This window comes from Ciceribacter sp. T2.26MG-112.2 (assembly GCF_900492205.1).
In the GTDB taxonomy this organism is placed as follows: Bacteria; Pseudomonadota; Alphaproteobacteria; order Rhizobiales; family Rhizobiaceae; genus Allorhizobium; species Allorhizobium naphthalenivorans_A.
Genome location: NZ_UEYQ01000021.1, coordinates 41243 through 58834, shown reverse-complemented (window position 1 = coordinate 58834; position 17592 = coordinate 41243). Strand labels below are relative to the sequence as shown.

General features: G+C 63.5%; 16 protein-coding genes, 1 tRNA gene and 1 pseudogene. 12 read left to right on the top strand and 6 right to left on the bottom strand.

Annotated features, from left to right (window positions below; all coding sequences use genetic code 11):
* The 4 genes and pseudogenes from DYZ14_RS24170 to DYZ14_RS19840 form a co-directional block, all read left to right on the top strand.
* A pseudogene (locus DYZ14_RS24170) lies at window positions 1-670 on the top strand (DNA primase); the annotation flags it as partial.
* Window positions 671-747: 77 nt separating this feature from the next.
* Entirely contained in the window at window positions 748-2049 is a 1302-nt protein-coding gene (locus tag DYZ14_RS19850) for an adenylate/guanylate cyclase domain-containing protein (RefSeq protein ID WP_232365613.1), read from the top strand.
* Window positions 2050-2465: 416 nt separating this feature from the next.
* Entirely contained in the window at window positions 2466-4520 is a 2055-nt protein-coding gene (gene rpoD, locus DYZ14_RS19845; RefSeq protein ID WP_115671689.1) for an RNA polymerase sigma factor RpoD, read from the top strand.
* A 136-nt stretch (window positions 4521-4656) separates the two neighbouring features.
* Window positions 4657-5481, top strand: coding sequence for a hypothetical protein (locus tag DYZ14_RS19840; RefSeq protein ID WP_195950048.1), 825 nt, complete (start codon window positions 4657-4659; stop codon window positions 5479-5481).
* On the opposite strand, the gene DYZ14_RS19835 is transcribed toward DYZ14_RS19840, so the two are convergent.
* Together DYZ14_RS19835 and DYZ14_RS19830 are read right to left on the bottom strand one after the other, a co-directional pair.
* Window positions 5428-5832: a very short patch repair endonuclease gene (locus DYZ14_RS19835; RefSeq protein WP_232365612.1), complete on the bottom strand. Its 405-nt coding sequence runs from the start codon at window positions 5830-5832 to the stop codon at window positions 5428-5430. The genes DYZ14_RS19840 and DYZ14_RS19835 overlap by 54 nt on opposite strands.
* A gap of 32 nt (window positions 5833-5864) precedes the next feature.
* Window positions 5865-7037 carry a DNA cytosine methyltransferase gene (locus tag DYZ14_RS19830; protein ID WP_154722295.1) on the bottom strand — a complete coding sequence of 391 codons (1173 nt, stop codon included), beginning with the start codon at window positions 7035-7037 and terminating at the stop codon, window positions 5865-5867.
* Between the two features lie 239 nt (window positions 7038-7276).
* On the opposite strand from DYZ14_RS19830, the gene DYZ14_RS19825 reads away from it, so the two are divergent.
* Window positions 7277-8413 carry a DUF930 domain-containing protein gene (locus DYZ14_RS19825; RefSeq protein WP_232365614.1) on the top strand — a complete coding sequence of 379 codons (1137 nt, stop codon included), beginning with the start codon at window positions 7277-7279 and terminating at the stop codon, window positions 8411-8413.
* Window positions 8414-8430: 17 nt separating this feature from the next.
* On the opposite strand, the gene DYZ14_RS19820 is transcribed toward DYZ14_RS19825, so the two are convergent.
* Together DYZ14_RS19820 and DYZ14_RS19815 are read right to left on the bottom strand one after the other, a co-directional pair.
* Window positions 8431-9579 (bottom strand): amidohydrolase, encoded by a 1149-nt coding sequence (locus DYZ14_RS19820; protein ID WP_154722293.1) that lies wholly within the window; start codon window positions 9577-9579, stop codon window positions 8431-8433.
* A gap of 80 nt (window positions 9580-9659) precedes the next feature.
* Window positions 9660-10265 carry a LysE/ArgO family amino acid transporter gene (locus DYZ14_RS19815; RefSeq protein ID WP_154722292.1) on the bottom strand — a complete coding sequence of 202 codons (606 nt, stop codon included), beginning with the start codon at window positions 10263-10265 and terminating at the stop codon, window positions 9660-9662.
* Between the two features lie 93 nt (window positions 10266-10358).
* Here DYZ14_RS19815 and DYZ14_RS19810 point away from each other — a divergent pair, with 93 nt between their 5' ends.
* On the top strand, window positions 10359-11249 hold the full coding sequence (locus tag DYZ14_RS19810) for a LysR family transcriptional regulator ArgP (RefSeq protein ID WP_154722291.1): 891 nt from the start codon (window positions 10359-10361) through the stop codon (window positions 11247-11249).
* An 83-nt stretch (window positions 11250-11332) separates the two neighbouring features.
* The gene (locus DYZ14_RS19805) at window positions 11333-11707 is read left to right on the top strand and encodes a nuclear transport factor 2 family protein (protein WP_154722290.1); all 375 of its coding nucleotides are present in this window, start codon (window positions 11333-11335) and stop codon (window positions 11705-11707) included.
* A gap of 24 nt (window positions 11708-11731) precedes the next feature.
* Here DYZ14_RS19805 and DYZ14_RS19800 read toward each other — a convergent pair whose 3' ends face one another.
* On the bottom strand, window positions 11732-12208 hold the full coding sequence (locus DYZ14_RS19800; protein WP_154722289.1) for a heme-degrading domain-containing protein: 477 nt from the start codon (window positions 12206-12208) through the stop codon (window positions 11732-11734).
* A 192-nt stretch (window positions 12209-12400) separates the two neighbouring features.
* On the opposite strand from DYZ14_RS19800, the gene DYZ14_RS19795 reads away from it, so the two are divergent.
* Both DYZ14_RS19795 and DYZ14_RS19790 read left to right on the top strand, forming a co-directional pair.
* Window positions 12401-12823: a secondary thiamine-phosphate synthase enzyme YjbQ gene (locus DYZ14_RS19795; protein ID WP_154722288.1), complete on the top strand. Its 423-nt coding sequence runs from the start codon at window positions 12401-12403 to the stop codon at window positions 12821-12823.
* Window positions 12824-12980: 157 nt separating this feature from the next.
* Entirely contained in the window at window positions 12981-13343 is a 363-nt protein-coding gene (locus tag DYZ14_RS19790) for a hypothetical protein (protein ID WP_154722287.1), read from the top strand.
* Between the two features lie 108 nt (window positions 13344-13451).
* Here DYZ14_RS19790 and DYZ14_RS19785 read toward each other — a convergent pair whose 3' ends face one another.
* A complete protein-coding gene (locus DYZ14_RS19785) occupies window positions 13452-14189 on the bottom strand; it encodes an SIMPL domain-containing protein (protein WP_154722286.1) in 738 nt (245 codons plus the stop codon).
* A gap of 158 nt (window positions 14190-14347) precedes the next feature.
* On the opposite strand from DYZ14_RS19785, the gene DYZ14_RS19780 reads away from it, so the two are divergent.
* From DYZ14_RS19780 to DYZ14_RS19770, 3 genes are all read left to right on the top strand, one after another.
* Window positions 14348-14423: transfer RNA gene (locus DYZ14_RS19780), tRNA-Ile, on the top strand.
* Between the two features lie 147 nt (window positions 14424-14570).
* On the top strand, window positions 14571-16277 hold the full coding sequence (locus tag DYZ14_RS19775; protein ID WP_154722285.1) for a type I secretion system permease/ATPase: 1707 nt from the start codon (window positions 14571-14573) through the stop codon (window positions 16275-16277).
* Window positions 16274-17587, top strand: a complete 1314-nt coding sequence (locus DYZ14_RS19770) for an HlyD family type I secretion periplasmic adaptor subunit (RefSeq protein WP_210209310.1) — start codon at window positions 16274-16276, stop codon at window positions 17585-17587. The genes DYZ14_RS19775 and DYZ14_RS19770 overlap by 4 nt, the downstream gene beginning before the upstream one ends.
* Window positions 17588-17592: the final 5 nt, after the last annotated feature.

The window sequence follows — 17592 nt, the reverse complement described above, 5'->3', positions numbered from 1 at the left end:
CGGCGGCCGTGGCGGGGCGGCCGGGCAGGGGCGGTTCGGCGGTCGGGCGCCAGGGCCCTCAGCTGGGGGCGGCGGTGCGGTCTCCGACCGTCTGGCGCGATCCGGGCTCGTCAAGGGGCATCAGGACCAGCCGGCGCTTCGCGAAAGCGTGCTGGCGCTGACCATCGTCAACCATCCGCAATTGCTCCAGGACGATTACGACGAAATCGCCTCGATCGACTACGAGAACCGCGCGCTGCAGAAGCTGTGGTCCTCGCTTCTGACGATTGCCGCCGGCACCGGAGCCCAACTCACCCGGGAGGTTTTGCTTGCCCGCCTGGAAGAGCAGGGTCATGGCGCCTTGATCAAGAGCCTCGACCAGCAGATCCGCAATGCGCGCCTGTGGACCGCGACCGAGATCGCGGCCGCCGAGGATGCGGGCGAGGGCTATCGCCAGGCACTTTCGCTCCACAAGCGCACCAAGGCGCTGAGACGCCAGCGCATCGAACTGGAACGCGAAGTGGCTGAGGCCACCGAGGTAGAGGATGCCGAGCGAATCGGCCAACTGATCGGTGCGCTGCATGAAGTGCAGCTCGAGATCACCCGGATGGAGAACCAGGAAGCGATCATCGACGGGTTCGGAGTGATGTCCGGGCGTGTCAAGGGAGCAGCCACAGGTCACAACGCGTAGAGCACCGGCGATTAAACGGTTGCCCTTGTCCGGCGGATGTACCATTCAGCAGTCACAACCGCAAAGCGGGACAGGTCGTGTCGACGCAGGAATTTCACATCTCAGCCCCGCGCGGCTACCGGGCCGGGGCATCATGGCAGCCGATGGCCTTGCTGCGGCTGGTGGCCGCAAGCGGCACGCGAGGGTATTCGCCGCATGTCCGCCGTCGGATGGCGGTCATCAATCTCGGTTCGCTGCTCGCCAGCCTGATGACCGTGCCCTATATCCTCTTCTATTCCTTTTACGATCTCGAGGCTCTCTGGCCGGCGGTGGCGCTGCTGTCTCCGCAGATCGTAGTCTATGCGGCGACCCCGTATTTCCATCGTTTCGGTTCGGCCGCAGCGGCCGTTTACTTGACGGCCATGTGGCTCGCCTACGGCGTCGGGTATTGCTTCCTCTTCGGTCGCGAATCCGGCCTGCATCTGTTCTTCCTGCCGGGGGCTGCGGCAACAATGCTGATCTTCGGGGCCGAGCGCCTGGCACGATCGGCCGTCGTGATGGTCCTGGCGCTGGCCGCTTTCTTGGCGACGGAGATGTTCTTTGCAGGGCCGGCGGGATTCCTGAAGGTCGATCCGGCCGTTCTCGACATCCTGTTCTTCATGACCGTCCCTCTCGTGTTCCTGCTGATCTTCATGACCGTGCTCTTCGCCTTCCAGGAGGCCAGCCGGGCGGAGCTGGCGCTCTTGAAGGAGCACCGTTTCTCGGAGCGCCTGCTGGAAAACATGCTTCCCCGTACGGTAGCCTTGCGGCTCAAGCACAGCGAAACGGCCATGGTCGCCGATCAGATCGGCTCAGCGACCATTCTCTTTGCCGACATCGTCAATTTTACACCGCGGGTGGCCAAGTGGCCGTCGCGCGACGTGGTGACCTTTCTCAGCCGTGTGTTCCGCAGTTTCGACGCGCTCGCCGCGGCCCACGGGCTGGAGAAGATCAAAACGATCGGCGATGCCTACATGGTGGCGGGCGGTCTTCCCGAGCCGCGCGCCGACCATGCCGAGAGCGTGGCATTGATGGCGCTGGACATACTGGAATGTTGCCGAAAGATCTCGGCGGAAGGCGGCGAGGCGGTCGAGGTGCGAATCGGCCTCGACAGCGGTCCGGTGGTTGCCGGCGTGATCGGTTCGAACAAGCTGCTCTACGATGTTTGGGGCGATGCGGTGAATACGGCAGCGCGAATGGAGTCCCATGGGGTCGCCGGCCGGATCCAGGTCGGGGACCGCGTGAAGAACATGCTCGAGGACCGCTTCGACTTCGAACTGCGCGGCGAGATCGACGTCAAGGGCAAAGGCCCGATGCGTGTCTGGTTCCTCAATGGCCCAAGATCACAAACCGGCGTTTAGACGGTCGGCGGGTGCATCGCGGTGAGACGCGTGTCGCGGCCTTGCCGGCGCTGCCCCTTGTTTCCGGCGCTTTCACACCTACATTCGCCGAGAGCGGTTTGCACAGGCATCAGCGTTAAGAATTTTCCCGTTTTCCCGGGCAATCGTACCGGAAAAGCTTGACGGCAGGGAAAATTGTGGGAATCACCAATACAGGCACACAAGGGTGAAGTGGGTCCAGCGAATCTCTAGTACCATGACCGGTCATTCGGAAGAACGAGGACTTTGCACGGCGGCGATGCGGTCCTTAGTTAATCGGGAATTAAGCACCATTCCGTTAGGTCATTGACAGAAATCGTAGCGGGCAGGGGCCTTGCGGCCACTCTCCGCTTTGCATCGTGCGGACAAGATCAGACGTCAGGAAAGCGACGAAATAGATGGCATCCAAAGTCAAAGAAAACGAAGAAGCAGACAGCGAACGCGACGGCGCTACCGACGGTCCGCTTCTCGACCTTTCGGATGACGCGGTCAAAAAAATGATCAAGGCCGCCAAGAAGCGCGGCTATGTCACCATGGACGAACTGAACTCGGTCCTGCCGTCGGAGGAAGTCACCTCCGAGCAGATCGAGGACACCATGGCCATGCTCTCCGACATGGGTATCAACGTCATCGAGGACGAGGACGCCGAAGAGGCGGCTCCGGCCGAAGACGGCGACGACGACAGCGACGGTGAGAGCGAGGGCGGCGAACTTGCGCCGTCTCAGGGCACCCAGCTCGCGACCGCCAAGAAGAAAGAGCCGACCGACCGCACGGACGACCCGGTGCGCATGTATCTGCGCGAAATGGGCTCGGTCGAACTTCTGTCGCGCGAAGGCGAAATCGCCATCGCCAAGCGCATCGAAGCTGGCCGCGAGACGATGATCTCCGGCCTGTGCGAAAGCCCGCTGACCTTCCAGGCGTTGATCATCTGGCGCGACGAACTGAACGAAGGCACGACGCTTTTGCGCGAGATCATCGATCTCGAAACCACCTATTCCGGTCCCGAGGCCAAGGCTGCCCCGCAGTTCCAGAGCCCGGAAAAGATCGAGGCCGATCGCAAGGCGGCCGAGGAGAAGGAAAAGACCCGGCGCGCCCGCTCTCCGAGCGGTGACGACGACATCACGGATGTCGGCGGCGATGGTGCTCCGCCGGAAGAGGAGGAAGAGGACGAGGACGAATCGAACCTGTCGCTCGCCGCCATGGAAGCGGAACTCAGACCGCAGGTCATGGAGACCCTCGACACGATCGCCGACACCTACAAGAAGCTGCGCAAGCTGCAGGACCAGCAGGTCGAGGCTCGTCTCGCCTGCACCGGCACGCTGTCGTCCGGTCAGGAGCGCCGCTACAAGGAGCTCAAGGATCAGTTGATCACGGCGGTGAAGTCGCTGTCGCTCAACCAGAACCGCATCGACAGCCTCGTCGAGCAGCTCTACGACATCAACAAGCGTCTCGTGCAGAACGAAGGCCGCCTTTTGCGTCTGGCCGAATCCTACGGCGTCAAGCGCGATAGTTTCCTCGAACAGTACCAGGGCGCTGAACTCGACCCGAACTGGATGAAGTCGATCGGCAACCTCTCGGCCCGTGGCTGGAAGGACTTTGCCCGCGAGGAAAACCAGACGATCCGCGACATCCGCGGCGAGATCCAGAACCTTGCGACCGAGACCGGTATTTCGGTGACGGAATTCCGCCGCATCGTGCACATGGTGCAGAAGGGCGAACGGGAAGCCCGCATCGCCAAGAAGGAAATGGTCGAGGCCAATCTGCGTCTCGTCATCTCGATCGCCAAGAAGTACACGAACCGCGGCCTGCAGTTCCTCGACCTCATCCAGGAAGGCAATATCGGCCTGATGAAGGCGGTCGACAAGTTCGAGTATCGCCGCGGCTACAAGTTCTCGACCTATGCGACCTGGTGGATCCGCCAGGCGATCACCCGCTCGATCGCCGACCAGGCCCGCACGATCCGTATCCCGGTGCACATGATCGAGACGATCAACAAGATCGTCCGCACCTCGCGCCAGATGCTGCACGAGATCGGCCGCGAGCCGACGCCTGAAGAACTGGCCGAAAAGCTCGCCATGCCGCTCGAAAAGGTCCGCAAGGTCCTGAAGATCGCAAAGGAACCGATCTCGCTCGAAACCCCGGTGGGCGACGAAGAGGACAGCCACCTCGGCGACTTCATCGAGGACAAGAACGCGCTTTTGCCGATCGACGCCGCCATCCAGGCGAATTTGCGCGAGACGACGACCAGGGTTCTGGCATCGCTCACCCCGCGCGAGGAACGCGTGCTGCGCATGCGCTTCGGCATCGGCATGAACACCGACCACACGCTTGAAGAAGTCGGCCAGCAGTTCTCGGTCACCCGCGAACGTATCCGCCAGATCGAGGCCAAGGCGCTGCGTAAGCTCAAGCACCCGAGCCGGAGCCGCAAGCTGCGCTCGTTCCTGGACAGCTGAGACGGGAGTCGATGTGGAATCAATAAAGGCGGCCGAGAGGCCGCCTTTATTGTGTAGCTAGTCATCGAGCCTTCACGATAGACTTTCTGCGAGTTCGATTCGTTTGGCGGTGAGAATGTTTGGGCCAGGAATTCTAGTGCGCACGCTGTCTAAACCCTCTCGGACAGATGAGTTCGGACGGGCTTGGCAGTACCATTCTCGTAGCGATCACCATTCGAAGGTGGCCTGTTGGGGAATCGTATTCGATCTTATGCGTACATGTCCGTTGTTGCGCCGACATGTCGAGGCTGGATCCGTCTTTTTTGGCATTAACCACGAAATGCGTGATTTCGTGCAGGATCGTAAGAAGAATCTCGATCTGGTCCTTTGTACGGCCGGGCGGGATGAAAGGAAGAAAAAGCCTCTTTCGCTTGATGCTATGATGGTGGACTTAGGGATAACACTGAACGACGAGGAGATGCGGGAACTCGCAGCGCTTCCCTCATTGTCGCGGGCTCCGGTAGGCAGCGTCTTGATGGCCCTTGAGGCCAAAGCGTGTATGACGGCTCATCAGAAGGCTCTTCCGCGTCTCTATGATGAATTGAACTCATCTCACGCGACTGTCCACGGCTCCAACGATCAGGCTATTGCCGCCGGGTTTGCGATGGTGAACATGGCGAACGAATACCTCAGCCCTGACAGAAACAAGGGCACAGGTATAGAGCTCAGATGGAGCCGCCATGTTCAGCCGCGGAGCGCCCAGATCACCGTAGACAAGTTGCGGCAGTTGCCGAAGCGTAGCCGTCCAGGCGAGGTCGGATATGACGCGTTCGCGATCGTCGTCGTTCAGTGTAAGAACGACGGATCTCCCTTGGAGGTCGTGACGGAGTCGCCAGCGCCGCTCTCTGGCGACATCTTCAGTTATGCGTCAATGATCGACCGGCTGGCTCATACCTATGCCACGCGCTTCAAAGACATCTAGAAGACGTTTCCTCAGTTCGGGTTCGTCACCTGTTTCGCACTCCCACACGACAATCGCCGTCATTCCCAATGCTCTCAAAGATCGAATTGCTTTTGCGTCTCTTTTTCTGTTGCGAGCCAACTTATCAAGCCAGAATTCCTTGTTCGTCTTCGGTATGGTCGCCCTCACACAGGCCGTGTGTCGGTGCCAGAAACAGCCGTTGACAAAGACCGCCCATTTCTTGGTCCTGTTGGCGAAATCGGGCGACCCGGGCAAGGTCCTGACATTCTTACGGTATCTCTGACCCAGACTCCGCAGTGCTCTTCCGACAGCAAGCTCGGCGGAAGTGCCCTCACGTCGTATGCTGCGCATTTGAGAGCTCTTCAAGCCTGTCGCTTGCTCCGTCATTCGGCCGCAACTGCGAATGTATTGATATCGGAGTATGTGCTGGATTCCATATGCAGCAAGTGAGCGCGAAGCAGTTCCAAAAAACCGGGTTTGAAGCGCAATTTTGCTCGCTCGGCCCTGGAAAGAAAGCCTCTTGTAGCTCTTGCAGACAGTGCTTTTCCGGGAAACTTCAAGAACTCATGCAGCGGCGCCCGCGGTTCCCACACGGGGTGTGAGCCGATTTCGACCACATGACGCGTAGTCCCGTCAAAACGAGCCGCTCTTGGCCAACGTTTTTGGCCGTCGAAGCTTTTGTCTCGACTTGAATCGAAGTTCCGCGGTTGCAACAAGGATTCTCCGAGCCAGCGGGCAACGGGAACAGTGACGGCGTTGCCGACCAATGACCACCGAAGCGAGGCGCGGCCTATCTCTTCTGCCGGTTGTGTCCAGTCGGCATCGAACCCCTGAAGACGTTCCGCATCTCTGATCTCGGGAGTAACGACCTTGCCGCATGGCAGAAGAATTGCGGGAGGGGATGCTATTCCGACGGTCGAACCGTTTTTAAGCGTTGGAATGGCGTTCTCTGCCCAACCCAGCCCCCGCACACCTTCCGTCCAGTAGAACCCGTGAGCAGCGGAGGAAAGCGGCTGAACTTCGATACGAGCACTTACGTCATCTGCCAAAAGAACGTCTGCAGGGTCTACGTCAGTGGTCGTTGCAACGAATAGTACCCGCTCTCGCCTCTGAGGCAAAAACGAAAGGGAGTTGACTATTCGATATGCCCAACGGTATCCGCGCGCTTCAAATTCTTCGACCAAGGTGCGCATGGCCGCCCCAGAATCAAGCTGTAGCATGAACGGTACGTTTTCAAGGATGACCCAGCTCTTGTGATCAAGGTCAAGCAATCGGAAGACATGTCCGACAAGCCCGGACCGCTTTCCCGTAATTCCCGCTGTTTTCCCGGCTTGGCTCAAATCCTGACATGGAAAGCCAGCGACTAGAACGTCGGCTTCTCCTGGAAGTCCGTCGAGAGTTTCGACGTCGCCATGCAGGTCTGCATCAGGAAATCGTTTTTTTAGCACGGCACTGGCCGGATTCCAGATTTCGCATAGCAATGTGGTTCTTAAGCCTGCAGCCTGCAAACCCGCCTCAAGTCCTCCGACCCCTGCGAACAAACCCACGGTCTTCATCGTCTTTTTTCCTACCGCAACTCAATTGGCGATGACATGATCCCGCCTGCCCTGTATGGACTGAACGTTCTCACATTGTTCCGGATAAGGAAAGGCCCGGTGGGTTACTTTGAACGTCAACATATAGTTTTCCTCTGACGGAAATGCCTGCGGTCGGGCAAGGATCTCGCATCTGTCCCTTGATGGCGCCGTCTTTTGGGACCACATCAGCCGGAACTTTGGAAAGCCTTTTGATCCGCATGGAAAAGACATCGGCAAGACGTTGGAGAAAGCTGGGTGGGGGCCTTGTCGTCTCGATCCTGCTGCACCTCATGATCTTTGCGGTGCTGTTCATCGACATGCCGGAGCCGATAACCCAGCCCGAGCCGGAAGAAAGCGTGGCCGTCGAGATCGTGCCACCGCCGGAGGAGCAAGAGCCGGAGCCACCAAAGGCGGAGGAGGCTCAGCCAGAGCAGGAAGAGCCTTCGAAGGAACAGCAGGCGGACGCGCCGCCGCCGCCTCCACCGGAGAGCGTGCCTGCACCGCCCGAGCGACCGGCTGAGCAGCCGCCGGTGGAGCAGCCCCCAGCCGAGCAGCCACCGGAAGAGGCGGCGGCCGATGAGCCGGCGCCGTCGCTGCCCTTGCTCCGGCCGGTGTTCGAGTTTGGTGAGAAGGACAGCGGTCCGCGGCAGGATACGAGCGGCAACGCCGCGGAGGAGGCCGCCAAGCCCGCCGAGATCGCGCCGCAGGAGAATGCTGTGCCAGCTGAAGAGCCGGAGCCGGAGCCGCCTGCGGAAGAGGCGGTCGAGGAAGCCGATCAGCCGCCGGCCACGCCGCTGCCCGACGATATCGCCGTTCCGGAAATCGATGCCGCTTCGGCCGGGGACGAAAGCGACGGGGCGCAGCCGGCGCAGCAGTCTGACGATACGACCGTCGCCCTGACCCAGGACAGACCTGCGGAGAAACCTGAGCAGCCGGTCGAAACGCCTCAGGCTCCAGATGCAGCGGCGGACGAAGCGGTGCAGGCGAAGACCGAGCTGGACGAGGTGACAAAACTCTATTCGACCAGCCTGACCGGAGACAGCGCCGCGATGACGGCGATGGGGGATATTCCACGTCCGGACCGGGCCGATCAGCTGTGCGTCACCGAATTGCGCGAGCAGTTGCGAAACGCTACGCCTGCCTACCGGCCCGAGCTCCTGCCATCTTTCCAGCTCAAGGACGGCGATGTCCTCACGGTCAACAAGGCGGCGTTTCGTGCCAATGGGCAGTGGTTCAATCTGCGCTTTCGCTGCGAGATCGACCCCAATGCCACCCGCGTCCTGTCGTTCGCCTTCGAGGTCGGTGCAGCCATCCCGAAGCGCGACTGGAAACGCTATGGGTTTCCGGAGTTCTAAAGCGGCGGCGATAAGGCCTAACCGAGCAAGTCCCGCACCACGCGCATGAATACCCGCGCACCGATGGCGATCAGTTCGTCGGGAAAGTCGTAGTCCGGATTGTGCAGGGCGGGGTGGTTTTCGCCCGATCCGAGAAAAAACATGGCGGAAGGCGCAACGGCGCGGAAGCGGCCGAAATCCTCTGATGCCCGCATCGGCAGACTGCCCTTGTCATGACCGACGCCCTCGGCGTCGAGCGCGCGGGCGAGGTGGGCGACGGCTTCCGGCGCGTTCTCACAATGCAGGAAGATGTCGTCGTAGGCGATGTCGAGGTCGAGCCCTTCGGCATCTGCCGCCCTTCGGGCGAGTGCTTCGGCCTCGGCGCAGAATTCGGCCATGCTGTCGTCGACGAGGGTGCGCAGCGTCACCCAGATCTCGCCGTCACCGGGGGCGATGCCGAAGGCCCGTTCGCCAAGCGCGGCATGGGTGACGGTCGCCAGGCGGAAGCCGCGGTCGGGCGGCGCGCTGCGGGACAGGGCAGTCAGCGCCGGCATCAGGCTTGCCATCGCCGCCATCGGCGAGAGCCCGGTTTCCGGCTGGGAGGCATGGGCTGTCTTGCCGGAGAGCTTGATCTTCATGCCGCGCGAGGCGCAGTTGACCGGGCCGTCCGTCAAAGCGACGCGCCCCAGCGCAAGACCCGGCAGGTTGTGGAGCGAAAAGGCGAAGTCGGGACGGATTTCGGCAAAGCGCGAATCGGCGATCACGGCGGCGGCCCCCGCGCCATTCTCTTCCGCCGGCTGGAACAGCAGAACGACCCGGCCACGCTTCGGTGCTGCGCGCGACAGGCCGAGCCCTAGGGCCAGAAGGATGGTCGAATGGCCGTCATGGCCGCACAGATGACCCTTGCCGGCGATGGTGGAGGCATGGGCGACATGCGTCTTCTCCTCGATCGGCAGGGCGTCGATCTCGGAGCGGAACAGCAGGGTGGGGCCGGGTTCGGCTCCGTCGAACACCGCCGCGACGCCATGACCGCCCAGCCCCGTCAGGATGCGGGCGGGCTTCATGGGCCCCAGAAGATGGGCCACGCGGCGCGCGGTCTCCTCTTCCTCACCGGAGATTTCCGGATGGCGGTGGAGTTCGTGGCGGAAGTCGATGAGATCGACCATGTCGTGATTGGTGAGGAACATCAGGCGCATCCGGTGCAAGACGATACTGGCTCGAACCTACACCGGTTGCGATTGTCAGCACATCCCCGATCGGCGGCGGATCAACTGGTCCACACCAGACTGATTGCGATCGATCCCATGACCAGGGCGATCAGTCCGTCGAGGACCCGCCAGGCGGCGGGACGGGCGAAAAGCGGGCGCAGATAGCGCGCGCCATAGCCCAGGGAAAAGAAGAACAGGAAAGACGCGGTCGTCGCCCCAAGGCCGAAGGCCAGTCCTTGGCCGGGATATTGGGTGGAGATCGAGCCGAGCAGGACCACGGTGTCGAGATAGACATGCGGGTTGAGCCAGGTGAGCGCCAGGCAGGTGAAGAGCGCTGCGGCGAGGCCTTCCTGCGCTTCCCCTTCCGGCTTCAGCGCCGCATTGCCGCCGAGCGCTGCCCGCAGGCTACGAAGGCCGTAAAAGGCGAGGAAGGCGGCCCCGCCATAGCGCATGAGGGGCGTGAGCCAGGGCAGGGCGGCGATGGCCTTGCCGAGCCCGCCGACGCCGGCGGCGATCAGCGCCGCGTCGGAGGTCGCGCAAGCGAGGCAGATGGCAAGCACGTGGCTGCGCCGCAATCCCTGGCGCAGCACGAAGGCGTTCTGCGCCCCGATCGCGACGATCAGGCTGAGGCCGAGGAAGAAACCGGCGGTGGCGGCAGTCAGCATGGCAAGGCTCCGGGAAGGACTTCGCCTTGACTAGCGAGCGGTGGAAATTTAGAAAAGCTAATAATTCTGCACTTGCATTAGGGATTCTAATCGATGCTCGATTATGCGCTTCTCGACGCGCTGGTGTCTGTGGTGCGAACCGGCAGCTTCGAGCGGGCCGCCCGGCAGATCGGGGTCACGCCTTCGGCGATCTCACAGCGCGTCAAGTTGCTCGAAGAACGCGTCGGCTCGGTTCTCGTCATTCGCGGCCAGCCGTGTTCGGGGACTGAGGCCGGACTGCGGTTGGCGCGGCATGCCGAAGAGGTCGCGCTTCTGGAACGGACGCTGGCTCAGGATATGGGCCGCGAGGCGATCGATGGGCGGATGCCCACCATCCGCATCGCCGTGAACGCGGACAGTCTGGCGACCTGGTTCGTCACGGCGATGGCGGCGGTGCCGGATTGCCTGTTCGATCTGGTGCTCGACGATCAGGAACACAGTGCCGAATGGCTTCGGCGCGGCGAGGTCAGGGCGGCGGTCAGCGGCTCCGACGCGCCGGTGCGAGGCTGCGACTGCCGGCCGCTGGGGTCGCTGCGCTATATCGCGACCGCCAGCCCCGGCTTCATGGCTCGCTGGTTTGCCGACGGGATGACGGTGCAGAACTTTTCGCGGGCGCCGGCGCTGACCTTCAATGCCAAGGACATGCTCCAGGCCCGCTGGATCGAGAAGCATGTCGGCGAGGGGGTCGTGGCTCCGACCCACTGGCTGCCGTCGTCGCAGGCCTTCGTCGATGCGACGCAAGCCGGTCTTGGCTGGGGGCTCAATCCGGAGGTTTTGGTGGCGGACGCCATCGCTGCGGGGCGGCTTGTGCCGCTTCTGCCGGACGCGGCTTATGATGTGCCGCTCTTCTGGCACTTCAGCCGGTCGGTGGCTTCGGCCCTGAGCCCGCTCAACCATGCGGTCGGCGAGACGGCGCGAACGGCGCTGCGGCCGCACGGCCTTTGAGGGTGACGAGCCTTTCACCGCCATTGCCGATACGCGCGCCGTGCCCTAGATGCCTGGGAAGAATTTCATCAAGGGATATTTCCATGCCGATCCGACAACAGATGTCACTGGCGATTCAGGCGCTCAACCAGCGCGATTTTGCCGCCCTCGAAGCCCTTTTCGATGCCGATGCGGTGCTCGACATGCCGGACGGCCAGCGGGTGATCGGCTTGGCTTCGATCCGCGACACGCTGTCGGCCTACCTGCTGCGTCACGACGCGCGTTTCGCCAATGGCGTTGCCATGGCCGACGAGGCCGGTCTGCGCGGCGCCTATGACGGTACGATCGACGGCGGCGACCGGGAGGGTAAGTCGAATGCCGGCAAGGGCGGGCGGTTTTCGCTGCCTTGCGTGCTGGTCTTCGAAAGCGAGGACGATCACCTCACCCGGCTCAGCCTCTACCTGTCGACCGCGCTCTGATCACCCGGAGAATGGCCCCGGGGGCTATCGTTCTTCCGCCAGATAGTCCTCGAGCACCCTGATGATCAGCCCGTGGTCGTCTTCCGAAGCGAGACCCGACACGGTGATGGCCGCGACCACGCCGGTGCCGGCGACGCGCACCGGAAAGCTGCCGCCATGGCTGGCATAGTCGATCGGATCCAGCCCCAGTTCGGCGCAGATTTCGCGGCCCTTCAGCCTATAGTTTTCGCCCACCCGCATGGATGACTTGTGAAAGCGCAGCGCGACATTGCTCTTGCGGCGCGCCCATTCGTCATTGTCCGGTGACGAGCCGGGGAGAGCCGCATGGAACAGCACACGGTCCGCGGTGCGGATGTTGATGACCACGGGCAGGTCGCCGGCGCGGGCGGCACGCATCAGGTGCTCGCCAATCTCGATCGCGGTGATCTCGTCGAAGGCCTTGAATACCAGGGCTTCCTCCTGGCCTGCCAGGGTGTCGAGCAGGGTACGATCGTGCGTCATTCTTCTTGTCCTCATCCTTGGGTGTCAGTTGAGACTAGCGCCTGGCGCATGGTGCGGAAAGACCATGCCGATGTTTTGCGCCGGCCAGCCGACCGATGGTGCGATGCGGCCGGCGGCTCGCCCGACTTGACCTTCGCCGGACACCGGCGATAGTCGGCCTCCCGGTACCGACATGAGATGAAGGAGGTGGCGATGGTCTTGCGGCGGCTACAGATCAGGACCGACGGCCAGGGGCTTTACGAGTTCACCCGCGAGGCCGAGGCGTTTCTCAAGGAGGGCGACGGGGGTGAGGGCCTGCTCACGGTCTTCGTCCGTCACACCTCCTGTTCGCTGGTCGTCCAGGAAAATGCTGACCCCTCGGTGCAGAGGGACCTGAAGACCTTCTTCGCCAGGCTGGTGCCGCCGTCCAGCGATCCCGCCATGGATTGGATCGAGCACCGCCAGGAAGGGCCGGACGATATGCCGGCCCATATCAAGTCGGCCCTGACGCAGGTGTCGATCGGCATTCCCTTTTCCGGTGGTCGGCTGCTGCTCGGCACCTGGCAGGGGCTTTATCTCTTCGAACACCGCGACGCGGCCCACCGGCGCGAGATCGTCCTGCACATGGCCGGATGAGGCGGATGGTTGGAACCGGGCAAGCGCCGCGTCCATGAACGATTGCTGAATAAGCGGTTCGGTTCGCATTCAGACCACCGCTGGCACTCTCCTTTCAATCGCTGATGAGAGCGGGATTTTTGAACCGGCCAAGGCCGGAGAGCCAGAGGAGAGAACCATGACCGGATTGCTTGCAAAACTGGGCTTTGCCGCCCTCGTCACCTTCGCCACCACCGTCGGCACCGTGTCGACCGCCGCTGCCGGCTCGGATTTCGGTTGGGGCATCTATGTCGGCGGCGGCCCCGGCTATGACCGGGACGACCGCGATCGCCGCCACGGATGGGGCCATGAGCCGCGCCGCAATCGCCCTCAGGGCTGCTCGCCGCGTCGCGCCGTCGAAGAAGCGCGCTGGAGCGGCCTGCGCCGCGCCCGCGTCCACAATGTCACGCCGCGCCGCGTGGTCGTCGCCGGCTTCCGCCATGGCGAATTCGACCGCATGGTCTTTGCCAATGTGCGCGGTTGCCCGGTGATCCGCTACTGAGTGCGCCTAGGATGGAACAAGGAAAGGCCCGACGCACGGCGGGCCTTGTCATTTGGATCACACGGCGGGCTCGAGGAGCCCGTCTTGCGGGAGGGGCCTTCGCCGGATCTACTGCGCGATGCCATAAGTGATGTTGACGGTCACCGTATAGGCATTCTCGCCGGCGGCGATCGGGGCTGCATCCGCCATTTCCTTCGCCATGGCGGCGCGGTACATCGGCTGCGGCATCGGACGGGCAAAATTCTCGCTGATCTCGATCACGCGGCCGAGTTTGACGCCGGCGGCTTCGGTCAGCACTTTGGCCTTGTCCATCGCTTCGGCCACGGCCTTCTTGCGGGCTTCGGCGATCGCGGCGTCGGGATTGTCATTGGTGAAGCTGATGCCGCCGCCCTGGTTGACGCCGAGCTTGACCGCGGCATCGATCAGCGCGCCGAGTTGCGAAAGGTCGCGGACGCGCAGCGTCAGGCCGTTGGTGACCCGGTAGCCGACGATCACCGGCGCCTCGTAAGTGTCGTCGTCGGCCTTGTCCTGGCGATAGAGCGGATCGACGGAAAAATTCGACGTCTGGATGTCGCGATCGGCAATGGACTTGGCCTTGAGGTCTGCAATCACCTCGGCCATGGCTTGGCTATTGGCCTTCAGCGCCTCTGCCGCGGTCTCGGCCTCGCGCACGACGCTCAAGCTGAGCACGGCCATGTCGGGGGCGATCGCCGCCTCGCCTTCGCCCGAGACGATGATGGTCGCTTCGCGAATCTCCGGCTCCGCGGCGAGCGCGGAAAGCGGCAGAAGCAGAGCGCAGGAAAGCGTGGCGGCAAGCGCGAGCCTTTGGGTCTTCAGGTGTTTCATCGTGGTTCCTCGGATTGGCGTCCCTTACACTTGCCTTGATGACGGGTGATTGTGAAGCCATTGCGGCGAAGACTTGTCGCCTTCGGCGAATTGGGCTAGAGCGGTCGCTTCAAGGCGCGGGTGCCATTGCCCGCCGCCTGCGGCATCTCTGCCGGGCTGGGCCTGTAGCTCAATGGTTAGAGCCGGCGGCTCATAACCGCTTGGTTGGGGGTTCGAGTCCCTCCGGGCCCACCAATTTCACCCTTTTCGATCTCTGATTACCTGCATCCGGTCCCTGCCGCACGCCCGTCGTTGCAAAAATCCGCCCGTCGGTCGAACATGGGATTGACTAATATCAGCGGTTCGTCGGATGTGGCGGGGCGTAGAAAACACGGAGACCTCATGCGCCGGGCGCTTATCGGGACGGCCATCATCAGTCTGGTGCTCAACCTTCTCGGTTTGACCGGGCCGTTCTACATGCTGCAGGTCTATGATCGCGTCATCCCGTCGCAAAGCGTGCCGACGCTGGTCGCCCTTTCGATCTTCGCCCTTTTGCTGTTTGCCTTTTCCGGCCTGCTCGACGTGCTGCGGGTGCGGATTCTCGCCCGGTTTGCCGGCATCGTCGATGCCTCGCTGACCGAGCGCGTCTTTGGCGTGATCGCCGGCGCGCCGCTGAAGCTCAAGCTCGGGGGCGATATCCTGCGGCCGGCGCAGGATCTCGACCAGATCCGCCTGTTCCTCGCCGGGCCGGGGCCCGTCACCTTCTTCGATCTGCCCTGGTTGCCCGTCTATCTGGCCGCCTGCTTCTTCCTTCATCCGGCGATCGGCTGGCTGGCGACAGGGACGCTTGCGCTTCTGCTGGCGCTGAATTTTGCCGCCAGTTTTCAGACCCGCAAGCCGACCGCCGATCAGGCGGCCGAGCTCTCCGCCCGCAACGCGATCGGCGAGGATGCCAGCCGCAATGCCGAAATCCTCGTGGCGCTCGGCATGCATGCAAGGGCCGCCGGACGCTGGAACGAAGCGTCCGACGCCGCCGCCGAGGCGCAGCGACGCACGGGCGACATTGCCGGTTTCTATTCCGGTCTCTCCAAGACGATCCGCCAGGTGGTGCAGTCGGCCTCGCTCGGGCTCGGCGCCTATTTGGTGGTCGAAGGAAGCCTGAGCGGCGGCGCGATCATCGCGGGATCGATCATCGTCGCCCGCGCGCTGGCGCCGGTCGAGCAGCTGGTGGCCAACTGGCGCGGGCTGTTGTCGGCACAACAGTCGTGGAAGCGCCTGCAGCGGGCCTTCGTGACATTCCCACAGCCTGAGGAACGCACGGCCCTGCCGGCACCCAGCCGCAGCCTGAGCGTCGAGGGGCTCTATGTCGGCCCCCCGGCCGGCGGCCAGCGGCTGACCGTGCAGAACGTCTCGTTCCGGCTGGAGGCGGGCACGGTGCTCGGGATCATCGGGCCGAGCGCATCCGGCAAGTCCTCGCTGGTGCGCGCGATCACCGGCGCCTGGCCGGTGATGCGGGGCAAGGTCTGCCTCGACGGGGCGAGCCTCGACCAATGGTCGGCCGAAGCGCGCAGCCGCCATGTCGGCTACATGCCGCAGCTGTCGGATTTCTTCGCCGGAACGATCGCCGAGAACATTGCGCGGCTGGAACGCAATGCCGACCCTGCGGCAATCGTCGCGGCGGCAAAGGCGGCGGGTGCCCATGACATGATCGTCGGGCTGGCGGACGGCTACGAGACGCGGCTCGGCGCCGGCGGCGAGAGCCTGTCGGCCGGCCAGCGCCAGCGCGTCGCGCTCGCCAGGGCGCTCTATGGCGATCCGTTCCTGGTCGTGCTGGACGAGCCCAATTCCAATCTCGATGCCGAAGGCGAACAGGCGCTCGCCGCCGCGCTGCGCGGCATCAAGGCGCGCGGCGGCATCGCTATCGTCGTGGCCCATCGCGACAGCGTGCTGGCCGTGCTCGACCGGCTGCTGATCATGGACCAGGGGGCGGTCAAGGCCTTTGGCCCGCGCGACGAGATCATCAAGCTGTTGACCCAGGCGCGACCGGCGACGCAGCGCCCGCCGTCTGCGCCGGCGCTCACCGTTGTCGACAACGAGGGCCAGTCATGATGCCCGTCCAGCGCAACAAGGGCCTTGGCCGCTCGCTCGACCGGCATCTGTTCGCCGGGCTGCTCTCGGCCATCCTCTTTCTCACCGGCATCGGCGCCTGGGCCATGACCACCAGCCTTTCCGGTGCGGTCATCGCCACCGGCTTCCTGGTGGTCGAGGGCAATGTCAAGAAGGTCCAGCATCCCAAGGGCGGCGTGGTGGGAGAGCTGCTGGTCGGCGAGGGGCGGGCGGTGGATGCTGGCGAGATCCTGATCAAGCTCGACGACACGGTGATCCGCGCCAAGCTCGATGCGACCAAGGCGACGCTCGACCAGCTCTACGCCCGCAAGGCCCGCCTGCTGGCCGAGCTTGGCGATGCGGCGGCGGTCGAGGTGCCGGCCGCGCTCACCGGTCGGTTGCCGCCGGATGGCCGCGACGCGATCATGCAGGCCGAGCGGCGGCTGTTTGCCGATCGTCGTGCCGAGCGTGAGGGGCAGAAGGAGCGGCTGGACGGCCAGGCGGTTCAGCTCGAGGAACAGGTGTCGGGCCTTACCGTGCAGATGACGGCGAAGGAGGACGAGATCGAGCTGATCGGCCGGGAGGCGGAGGCCCAGGACACGCTCTATGCGAAGAACCTGACCTCGCTCAGCCAGGTCCTGGCGCTGAAGCGCGAGGCCGTGCGGCTGAACGGCGAGTTCGGCCAGCTGAAGGCCCAGATCGCCGCCACCAAGGCCCGCATTGAGGAGATCGGCCTGCAGAAGATCCAGGTCGACCAGGCCATGCGCGCCGAAGTCTCGACGGAATTGCGTGACCTCGAGACCCGCGAGGGCGAATTGCGCAGCGAAGAGATCGCCCTGATCGAAGACCTGCAACGGGTCGACATCCGTGCGCCGGTGGCAGGCGTCGTGCACAAGCTCGCGGTACATACCGCCGGCGGCGTGGTATCGCCGGCCGAAGCCCTGATGGAGATCGTGCCGCGCGAGGCGGAACTGGTGGTACGCGCCCAGGTGCGGCCCGACGACGTCGACCAACTCGCCGTCGGCCAGCCGGCCAGGGTGCGGTTCACCGCCTTCAACCGCAATACCACGCCCGAGTTCGACGGCAGACTGGTGCGCGTCTCCGCCGACCTCGAGGTCGATGAGCGTACCGGCGTTGCCTTCTACCGGGCCGACATCGGCGTGGACAAGACGGACGTGGCGCAGCATGCGGGCCTGGAACTGGTTCCCGGCATGCCGGCGGAAGCCTATGTGCTGACCGGCGACCGCAATGTCCTGTCCTGGCTGATGAAGCCCATCACCGATCACGCCGCCCGCGCCATGCGCGAGGAATGACGCGG